Here is an 8,918-nt window from a genome sequence, read left to right on the forward strand (position 1 = left end):
AAAAGGACGGATTCAGCAGCCCGCATCGGGCCACGGCGGCCGGACCATTGTCTACCGTTTCAGGCCCGCTCAGAGATCCACACCGAGACGAAAGAAGTCCGGCTGGTTGTAATGGTGCTTGAGATAGTCGATCCACATGCGCACGCGCAGCGGCATGTGCTTGCGCTGGGGGAAGACCACAAAGATGCCGTTGGGCGGCGCGGCAAACTCTTCCAGCACGGGCACGAGACGGCCGGCGGCGATCTCGGCCTCCACCTCCCAGGTGCTGCGCCAGGCAATGCCCCAGCCCCCCAGGCACCAGTCGTGCAACACCTGACCGTCGGAACAGTCCAGCGGGCCACCCGGCTTGAAGTGCACGACCTCGCTAGTGCCGCTTTCGGGATGCGGGATGCGAAAGGCCCAGCCCCGCGTCTGCGAGGCGTCGGAGGACAGCGTCAGGCAGTCATGCTGGGTCAGCTCGCTGGGATGCTTGGGCGTGCCGCGGCGCTCCAGATAGCCGGGCGTGGCCACGCACAGGCGGCGGTTGTCGGCAATGCGCACGCTGACCAGGGCCGAGTCTGGCAGATCTCCCACGCGCACCGCGCAATCGAAGCCCTCGCCCGCCAGGTCGACCACGCGGTCGCTGAGGTTCAGCGAGATGGTGACATCGGGGTGCAGATCGCGGAAACGCGGCACCAGCGGCGCCACATGGCGGCGGCCGAAACCGGCGGGTGCCGTGATGCGCAGATGGCCCGTAGCCTTGACGCCGCCGGCCGACACGCTGGCCTCGGCATTGCACACATCGGAGAGCAGGCGCTGGCAATCCTCCAGGAAGGCACTGCCTTCATGGGTCAGCGAGATGCGCCGCGTGGTGCGCACCATGAGCTTGACCCCCAGATGCTCTTCCAGAGCATCCAGACGGCGCCCCATGATGGCGGGCGCCACACCTTCGGCCTTGGCAGCAGCCGTCAAGCTGCCCCTGGTCGCTACCGATACAAAAGACTCAAAAGCCTTGAGTTTGTCCATGACCGCTGCTCCTGTCTGGTCCGTGTTGTCTCCTGCTGCGGTAGCGTGCACTATTAATACAAGAGCACATACCGCGCAAGCAGTCTTGATTTCTCAAATGTTTTTATCGAAAGTTCTTTAAACAAGAGCGCTGACTGCTATCACTATAAAAGTCATCAATCAGCGCCGCATGCCTGTCCCGCATGTGACTTCAGTGCGATATATCTTACTTAGAAGTCACAAGTTGCCAGTGAATCTTTGATGTTTATATATGTTTATATCAAAATTTACCGTTTTCCCTGAGGCGGGAATATCGCTTATTCGCCAGCGCCATGAGCTTGCGGGCAACGTCAGGCGTTAAACCTATGATTTGCAAAACACATTTACAAATCAGAAGCCGCCTGCCTTCATGAGCTTTTCACCCGTTTCTGCCGCCCAACTGGCCGATCTGCTGGGCCGCTCCGGCCAGGGCTGCGCGCTCTGGAATGCCGAGGGAGTGCTGCTCATGGCCACTCCCGCCTGGTGCCAATGGCTGGAGGTGGACGAGGGCGCAAGCCCAGTCGGCCAACCGCTGCAGCGCCTGCTGCCCGCCAGCATCTGGCACATCCATGGCCAGCGCTTCGCCGCCGCCGCCCGGGGCCTGCGCCAGGAATACGACGACAGCCGCAGCGGCGACTTCGGTGCGCAGCGCCACCGCCGCATACAGCTCACGCCGGGAGCCGCCGATGCCCAGGGCCGGCATGAGGTGCTGATGCAGCTCAGCGACATCGACCGCGAATATGCGCGCGGCGAAGTCATGGCCCGCCAGCGCGAGCAGTTGCAGGCCTTGCACGAACAACTGCGCAGCCACCGCCAGGACGCGGGCGAACTAGACCGGTTGCGCACCCTGCTGGACTGGCGCACGGCCATGCTGAGCGAGCACAACGAGATGCTGCAGCTGCTGTCGCACGAAATCCGCCAGCCGCTGAACAATGCCTCGGCCGCCATGCAGGCCACGCTCAAGGCCATAGAAGACCTGCATCTGGCCGATGCCGCGCCGGCCACCAGGGCCTTGCTGCGCGCCGAGCATGTGCTGCAGCAGGTGATGGGCACGCTGGACAACACCCTGGCCGCCGGCACAATCCTGGCGGCCGGAGGCAAGGCCGGCGCCTCCAGCGAAACCGATCTGCCCACGCTGATCAAGCTGGTGCTGCACGATATTGCGGCCGACCTGCGCCCGCGCATCGAGGTGCAATGGCTGACCACGCCCCGCACCGTGCAGCTGCACCCGGCGCTGATGCGGCTGACGATTCGCAATCTGCTCAACAACGCCCTGGCCTATGCGCCCGCCGACAGCCCGGTGCAGCTGCGCATCTCCGAGTCCGACGAACCGCTGGCGCTGATCCTGGAAGTCATCGACCGGGGCCCGGGCATCCCCGAGGAGCTGCTTGCGCATCTGTTCGAAAAAGGCGCGCGTGGTCATCACAGCCACAGCCGCGCCGGGGCCGGCCTGGGCCTGTTCATCGTGCGCTCGGTCCTGCAGTTGCACCAGGGTACAGTGCAAGCTCTGCCCCACAGTCCGCATGGCACGGTCATGCGTCTGGTCATTCCCCAAGGTCTTGCCGAATAAGGTCCGCCGCCCATGCTGCCTGCCACTCTTGCCCTGGTCGACGACGACACCGATTACTGCGAATTCCTGGCCCAGCACCTGCGCAGCCAGGGGGTGGATGTCACGGCATACGGCGACAGCAGCGACCTGCTGGCCGACGACGCGCCCTATCGCTTCGATTTCTATGTGCTGGATCTGATGCTGCCCGGCGTGGCCGGCACCGAGCTGCTGCGCATCATCCGCAAGCGCACCCAGGCCGGCGTGCTCATCGTCTCGGGACGGCTGAGACCGGAGGTGTTTGCCGAGGTCATCAACGCCGGTGCAGATATGTATCTGACCAAGCCCGTGACCTTCGAACAGGTGGAACTGGCTGTACGCGCCGTGCACCGGCGCATCATGACCACGGCGCGCACGGCCACGGCCTGGAAGCTGGACAGCCGCCGCAGCCTGCTGACCGCGCCCGACGGCCAGAGCGTGGAGCTGGGCGCCACCGACCTGATGCTGATGGAGTGCTTTTTGCAGGCCCGGGGCGACACCGTCAGCCGGGACCATATCCGCAGCCTGCTGGCCCATACCAGCGCAGCCGAGTCCGACAACAGCCTGCACGCCACCATCTACCGGCTGCGCCGCCGCATCGAAAAGGCAACTCCCGTGGCCGTGCCGCTGCAGTCACAGCAGAAGGTGGGCTACCAGTTCCGCGCTCCGCTGATCGCCGCCTGAGCAGGCCGGCTCGGACCGCAAAACAAGAACGGGCCCGCAGGCCCGTTGCGCGTCTTCAGAGCCGCTGAATCACATCACGAACCGGGACTCCACGTCCGACACCTTGCGCCTGGCCAAAGCCAGGTTGGCACGGCCGTTGTCCAGCACGTAGTAGATGAAGATGCCGTTGATCTTCTCGGCCGGGCGCAGGATGTGATACTGCTTGCCCAGGGTGATGAGAATGTCTTCGATGCTGTCGTTCAGGCCCAGGGACTGCATGGTCTTCATCTTGGCGCGCACCACCTCGGTATTGCCCGCAGCAGCCAGCTCCAGGTCCACGCCCGAGCCGATACTGCCGAGCAGCATGCCGCTGTTGTAATCGACCACTGCCGCGCACATGGCGCCATCCAGGGTCATCAGGTCTTGCAGGCTTTCGTTCAGATTCGCCATCAGGAGCTCCTTGGTAAAGATTGGCTGGCCGATATCGGAAGATGCTCAATTTGTTTCAAGCTTAACGAATCATTTCTGAGCGCGGACATCCACTTATGACAGACAAAGCCCTGTCATTTGATGGCATGCACTCACTTCAAGACGGATTCTGGCACCCGAAAAAACCGTCCAATCCACTGCTGAGCCAGGCCAGGCGAGCGATCACAGCTATCGCTTCAGGAGATATCCTGCAGCGCCTTCGCGCGGCGCTTTCGGCGACTGCCGAGACGGCCGTCACTGCAGTCGTTGCACAGATCGCTCAGAACTGACGAAGGCTGGCGGCTGCGGTGCATAAAACGCATAAATCCCGCCGACTCCATATAAAAACATCATGAGTTTTGAACTATTTAGGCTATTTATGTACTCAAAAAATTCAAATACAGTCTCCCCACATGCTGCCCGTGATGGGCAACGACTCCTGAATCCAGAGACATCAACCAGAGGTTTCCAATGACTGATCGCACCCAAGTCCACGGCCTGCAAGTCGCCACCGAGCTGTACAACTTTGTGAACACGCAAGTGCTGCCTGGCACGGGCGTTGACCAGGACACCTACTGGAAGGGCTTCGACGCCATCGTGGCCGATCTGGCGCCCAAGAATGCAGCCCTGCTGGCCGAGCGCGATCGCCTGCAGACGGAGCTCGATACCTGGCACAAGGCCAACCCCGGCCCCATCACCGACATGGTGGCCTACCGCAAGTTTCTGACGACCATCGGCTATCTGGTCGAGTCCCCCAAGGACGCCAAGGCCACGACCGAAAACGTGGATGCCGAACTGGCCATCCAGGCCGGCCCCCAGTTGGTGGTGCCCATCCTGAATGCCCGCTACGCCCTGAACGCCGCCAACGCCCGCTGGGGTTCGCTGTACGACGCGCTGTATGGCACCGACGCCATCAGCGAAGCTGGCGGTGCTGAGAAGGGCAAGGGCTACAACCCTGTGCGCGGCGCCAAGGTCATCGAGTTCGCACGCAACTTCCTGGATCAGGCCGTGCCCCTGGCCTCGGGCTCGCACAAGGATTCCACCGGCTACGCCGTCGAAGGCGGCAAGCTGGTCGTGTCCCTGAAGGACGGCAGCAAGACCGGCCTGAAGGACGAAGCCAAGTTCATCGGCTATCAGGGCGATGCTGCGGCGCCCAAGTCGGTGCTGCTCAAGAACAACGGCATCCACATCGACATCATCGTCAACAAGTCCACTCCCATCGGCAGCACCGATGCTGCCGGCGTGGCCGATGTGGTGGTCGAAGCCGCCCTGTCCACCATTCTGGATCTGGAAGACTCCGTGGCTGCCGTGGATGCCGAAGACAAGGTCAACGGCTACGCCAACTGGCTGGGCATTCTGAAGGGCACGCTGACCGAGTCCTTTGAAAAGGGCGGCAAGATCGTGACCCGTGGTCTGAACCCCGACCGCGAATACACCGGCGCCGATGGCAAGCCTGTGAAGCTGCACGGCCGCTCGCTGATGTTCGTGCGTAACGTGGGTCACCTGATGACCAACCCCGCCGTGCTGTGGGGCCCCGAGCAGAAGGAAATCCCCGAAGGCATCATGGACGCGCTGGTGACTACCGCCATCGCCATTCACGACCTGAAGGGCGGCGCCAACGGCATCCGCAATAGCCGCACAGGCAGCGTCTACATCGTCAAGCCCAAGATGCACGGCCCCGCCGAAGCCGCTTTCGCGAACGAACTGTTTGGCCGCGTTGAAAAGGTTCTGGGCCTGCCCGAGAACACCGTCAAGCTGGGCATCATGGACGAAGAGCGTCGCACTTCGGTCAACCTGAAGGCCGCTATCGCTGCTGCACCCGCACGCGTGGCCTTCATCAACACCGGCTTCCTGGACCGCACTGGCGATGAAATGCACACCGCCATGTACGCCGGCCCCATGGTCCGCAAGGCCGACATGAAGACCTGCGCCTGGCTGCCCGCCTATGAAAAGAACAACGTGCTGGTTGGCCTGAACATGGGCCTGCGCGGCCGCGCCCAGATCGGCAAGGGCATGTGGGCCATGCCCGACCTGATGAAGGCCATGCTGGAGCAGAAGATTGCCCAGCCCAAGGCCGGTGCCAACACCGCCTGGGTGCCCTCACCCACCGGCGCCACCCTGCACGCCCTGCACTATCACCAGATCAATGTGGCCGACGTGCAAAAGGGTCTGGAAAGCCCCAACGCCGACGCCGAGTGCGACGAACTGCTGAACGCCATCCTGCAAGTGCCCGTATCCACCAACCCCAACTGGAGCGATGCGGAAAAGCAGCAGGAAGTGGACAACAACGTGCAAGGCATCCTCGGCTATGTGGTGCGCTGGATCGACCAGGGCGTGGGCTGCTCCAAGGTGCCCGACATCCACAACGTGGGCCTGATGGAAGACCGCGCCACACTGCGCATCTCCAGCCAGCACATCGCCAACTGGCTGCAGCACGGCATCGTCACCGAAGCCATGGTTCGCGACAGCTATGCCCGCATGGCCAAGATCGTGGACGAGCAGAACGCCGGCGACGCCGCCTACAAGAGCCTGGTGGCCAATCCCGATGGCGCGGCCTACCAGGCCGCTCTGGACCTGGTGTTCAAGGGCAAGGAACAGCCTTCCGGCTACACCGAGCCTCTGCTGCACGCCTGGCGTCTGAAGGTCAAGGCCGGCGCTTGATTGCCGGACAAGGCCGCTCCTGAACAAGGAGCGGCTCTCGCTTGATATCAATGGATTTCAAAGGTTTTTCTATCTGAATCCATTGATTCAATGGCGCAAGCAGCTATCAAAATGCACTCCATGTCAGTACATCGAGTGCATTTTTCTTGACCGCAGTCCTCGCGATGCCGGATGGCTTCTACACTGCGCCCATGCCCATCGATCCTCTCGTAGACGCCAGCCGCTGCCCTCTGTGCGGCCAGCCCAACCAGTGCGCCATCAGCGCCGGCCTGCCGCCGAACAGTTGCTGGTGCATGCAGACCCCGGTTTCCCGGGATGCACTGGAGCGGCTGCCCGCCGACGCACGCGGCAAGGCCTGCATCTGCCCAGCCTGTGCACAGCCGGTTGCCGACGATTCCACCCCTGCCTGATCCTGCGCTCACCGCCTTGCAGCTCGGGCATTCCACTACAGCAAGGAGACCTTGATGCCCACCTATCGCATTGAACTGTTTGAAGGCCGCAGCGTTGAACAAAAGCGCAAGCTGGCCGAAGAAATCACCCGCGTGACCACCGAGGTGCTGGGTAGCGCCCCCGAGTCCGTGGACATCATCATCACCGACGTACCCCGCCACAACTGGGCCACCGGTGGCAAGCTCTGGTCGGAGCAGAGCTGACCCGCCCGCACGCGGCCGGGGCCGTCCCGGGACGGCTCTTTACCCGCCCAGCCTTATGATGGGCCTCTTTTCCCAACCTCAAGCCAGCAAGGAAACCTGCACATGCCCACCTACCATGTCGAAATGATGGAAGGCCGTACCGTCGAACAAAAGCGCAAGCTGGTCGAAGAAATCACCCGCGTCAGCGTTGAAGTGCTTGGCGGTTCGCCCGAATCGGTGGACATCATCATCACCGACATCAAGCGTCACGACTGGGCCACCGGCGGCAAGCTCTGGCTGGACCGCGAATAGACCATCGCAGCCCTCTTGCGCAAAGCAGCTTCGGCTGCTTTTTTCATGCGGGCTTGGCAGCGGTTGACGATCTCTGCCATACAGCACCATCATTGACGAAATCATCCATAGATTCTTAGGCTATAAAGCTTTTTTGCTTGAAAGATATGACGAAGCCATGTGCCAGCTGCTTGGAATGAACTGCAACACGCCCACCGATGTGCGCTTTAGCTTCTCAGGCTTCACACAGCGCGCAGGCAATACCGGCGACCACACCGACGGCTGGGGCATCGCCTTCTTCGAAGACAAGGGCCTGCGCCACTTCGTCGATCACGAACGCGCCATCGACTCCCAGATCGCCAAGCTCATTCGCGAATACCCGATCAAGAGCACCAACGTCATCGCCCATATCCGCAAGGCCACCCAGGGCGTGGTCAGCCTGCAGAACTGCCACCCCTTCGTGCGCGAGCTCTGGGGACGCAACTGGGTCTTCGCACACAACGGCGACCTCAAGAACTTCGCCCCCAAGCTGCATGCCCACTTCCAGCCCATTGGCAACACGGACAGCGAGCGAGCCTTCTGCTGGATCATGCAGGAGCTGTGGAAATCCCATGCGGGCGTGCCCAGCATCGAAGAGCTGACCCACACCCTGCGCGAGCTGGCCGCCAAGATCGCACCGCACGGCACGTTCAACTTCCTGCTCTCCAACGGCGAAGCGCTCTGGGCCCATGCGACCACCCACCTCTGCTATGTCGAGCGCCGCCATCCCTTTACCCAGGCACAACTGTCCGACGAAGACCTCAGCGTGGACTTCTCCCGCGAAACCACGCCCCAGGACAAGGTAGCCATCATCGTCACCGCCCCTCTGACCCAGAACGAGCAATGGGTCCCCTTCCAGAACGGCGAGCTGAGGGTGTTCGTGCATGGCCAGGCGGCGCCCTACTGATGCGCACCAGATCCGTCGCCGAATGAAAAAAGAGAGCGCCTGGCGCTCTCTTTTTATGGGTTTCCGGTATTTTTGCAGCTGCAATGCTTTGACGGCCTGCGACAGGCGCTCCTCGTTTCGAAGCACCCAATAAAAAACCCCGTAATCTTTCGACTACGGGGTTTTCACTGTAAGAGCCTGACGATGACCTACTTTCACACGGGAACCCGCACTATCATCGGCGCAAAGTCGTTTCACTGTCCTGTTCGGGATGGGAAGGAGTGGTACCAACTTGCTATGGTCATCAGGCATAAACTTTTTGTCAGATCGATCGGTTGCCATTAACTTCTTAATGACGCTCCTCTCCATCCAACGAATTCATAGAGTCTTCAATCAGCTTTTCGATTGCGCCTTTTCGGCATAACTAGAACTTGCGTTCTGTCTTTCATTTTTCCAGGCTTACCCAAAGTTATAGGGTCAAGCCGCACGGGCAATTAGTACTGGTTAGCTTAACGCATTACTGCGCTTCCACACCCAGCCTATCAACGTCGTGGTCTACAACGACCCTTCAGGGGGCTCAAGGCCCCGGCAGATCTCATCTTGAAACGAGTTTCCCGCTTAGATGCTTTCAGCGGTTATCTCTTCCACACTTAGCTACCCTGCGATGCCA

Annotated in this window: 10 protein-coding genes and 2 rRNA genes; 8 read left to right on the plus strand and 4 right to left on the minus strand. The window is 61.4% G+C overall.

Annotation, left to right across the window (positions count from 1 at the left end; translation table 11 throughout):
- Positions 1 to 69: 69 nt before the first annotated feature.
- Positions 70 to 1,005: a LysR family transcriptional regulator gene (locus tag DJFAAGMI_RS12600; protein WP_003060536.1), complete on the minus strand. Its 936-nt coding sequence runs from the start codon at positions 1,003 to 1,005 to the stop codon at positions 70 to 72.
- Between the two features lie 388 nt (positions 1,006 to 1,393).
- Between DJFAAGMI_RS12600 and DJFAAGMI_RS12605 the strand changes: the two genes are divergently transcribed.
- Both DJFAAGMI_RS12605 and DJFAAGMI_RS12610 read left to right on the plus strand, forming a co-directional pair.
- Positions 1,394 to 2,593, plus strand: a complete 1,200-nt coding sequence (locus DJFAAGMI_RS12605) for a sensor histidine kinase (protein ID WP_211457388.1) — start codon at positions 1,394 to 1,396, stop codon at positions 2,591 to 2,593.
- Positions 2,594 to 2,605: 12 nt separating this feature from the next.
- Positions 2,606 to 3,292, plus strand: coding sequence for a response regulator transcription factor (locus tag DJFAAGMI_RS12610; RefSeq protein ID WP_211457389.1), 687 nt, complete (start codon positions 2,606 to 2,608; stop codon positions 3,290 to 3,292).
- A 69-nt stretch (positions 3,293 to 3,361) separates the two neighbouring features.
- On the opposite strand, the gene DJFAAGMI_RS12615 is transcribed toward DJFAAGMI_RS12610, so the two are convergent.
- Positions 3,362 to 3,721 (minus strand): hypothetical protein, encoded by a 360-nt coding sequence (locus DJFAAGMI_RS12615; protein WP_003060530.1) that lies wholly within the window; start codon positions 3,719 to 3,721, stop codon positions 3,362 to 3,364.
- A 95-nt stretch (positions 3,722 to 3,816) separates the two neighbouring features.
- Between DJFAAGMI_RS12615 and DJFAAGMI_RS12620 the strand changes: the two genes are divergently transcribed.
- From DJFAAGMI_RS12620 to DJFAAGMI_RS12645, 6 genes are all read left to right on the plus strand, one after another.
- Positions 3,817 to 4,029, plus strand: coding sequence for a hypothetical protein (locus DJFAAGMI_RS12620; RefSeq protein ID WP_211457390.1), 213 nt, complete (start codon positions 3,817 to 3,819; stop codon positions 4,027 to 4,029).
- A gap of 181 nt (positions 4,030 to 4,210) precedes the next feature.
- On the plus strand, positions 4,211 to 6,400 hold the full coding sequence (locus DJFAAGMI_RS12625) for a malate synthase G (RefSeq protein ID WP_211457391.1): 2,190 nt from the start codon (positions 4,211 to 4,213) through the stop codon (positions 6,398 to 6,400).
- A 164-nt stretch (positions 6,401 to 6,564) separates the two neighbouring features.
- Positions 6,565 to 6,810 carry a cysteine-rich CWC family protein gene (locus tag DJFAAGMI_RS12630; RefSeq protein ID WP_211457432.1) on the plus strand — a complete coding sequence of 82 codons (246 nt, stop codon included), beginning with the start codon at positions 6,565 to 6,567 and terminating at the stop codon, positions 6,808 to 6,810.
- Positions 6,811 to 6,864: 54 nt separating this feature from the next.
- Positions 6,865 to 7,053, plus strand: coding sequence for a 4-oxalocrotonate tautomerase (locus DJFAAGMI_RS12635; protein WP_003060526.1), 189 nt, complete (start codon positions 6,865 to 6,867; stop codon positions 7,051 to 7,053).
- A gap of 102 nt (positions 7,054 to 7,155) precedes the next feature.
- Entirely contained in the window at positions 7,156 to 7,344 is a 189-nt protein-coding gene (locus DJFAAGMI_RS12640) for a 4-oxalocrotonate tautomerase (protein ID WP_003060524.1), read from the plus strand.
- Between the two features lie 157 nt (positions 7,345 to 7,501).
- Entirely contained in the window at positions 7,502 to 8,269 is a 768-nt protein-coding gene (locus DJFAAGMI_RS12645; RefSeq protein ID WP_043003847.1) for a class II glutamine amidotransferase, read from the plus strand.
- A gap of 175 nt (positions 8,270 to 8,444) precedes the next feature.
- Here DJFAAGMI_RS12645 and rrf read toward each other — a convergent pair.
- Both rrf and DJFAAGMI_RS12655 read right to left on the minus strand, forming a co-directional pair.
- Positions 8,445 to 8,557: ribosomal RNA gene (rrf, locus tag DJFAAGMI_RS12650) — 5S ribosomal RNA — on the minus strand.
- A 164-nt stretch (positions 8,558 to 8,721) separates the two neighbouring features.
- Positions 8,722 to 8,918, minus strand: a 23S ribosomal RNA gene (locus DJFAAGMI_RS12655); the annotation flags it as partial.

This window comes from Comamonas brasiliensis, assembly GCF_018292285.1.
Classification (GTDB): Bacteria; Pseudomonadota; Gammaproteobacteria; order Burkholderiales; family Burkholderiaceae_C; genus Comamonas; species Comamonas brasiliensis.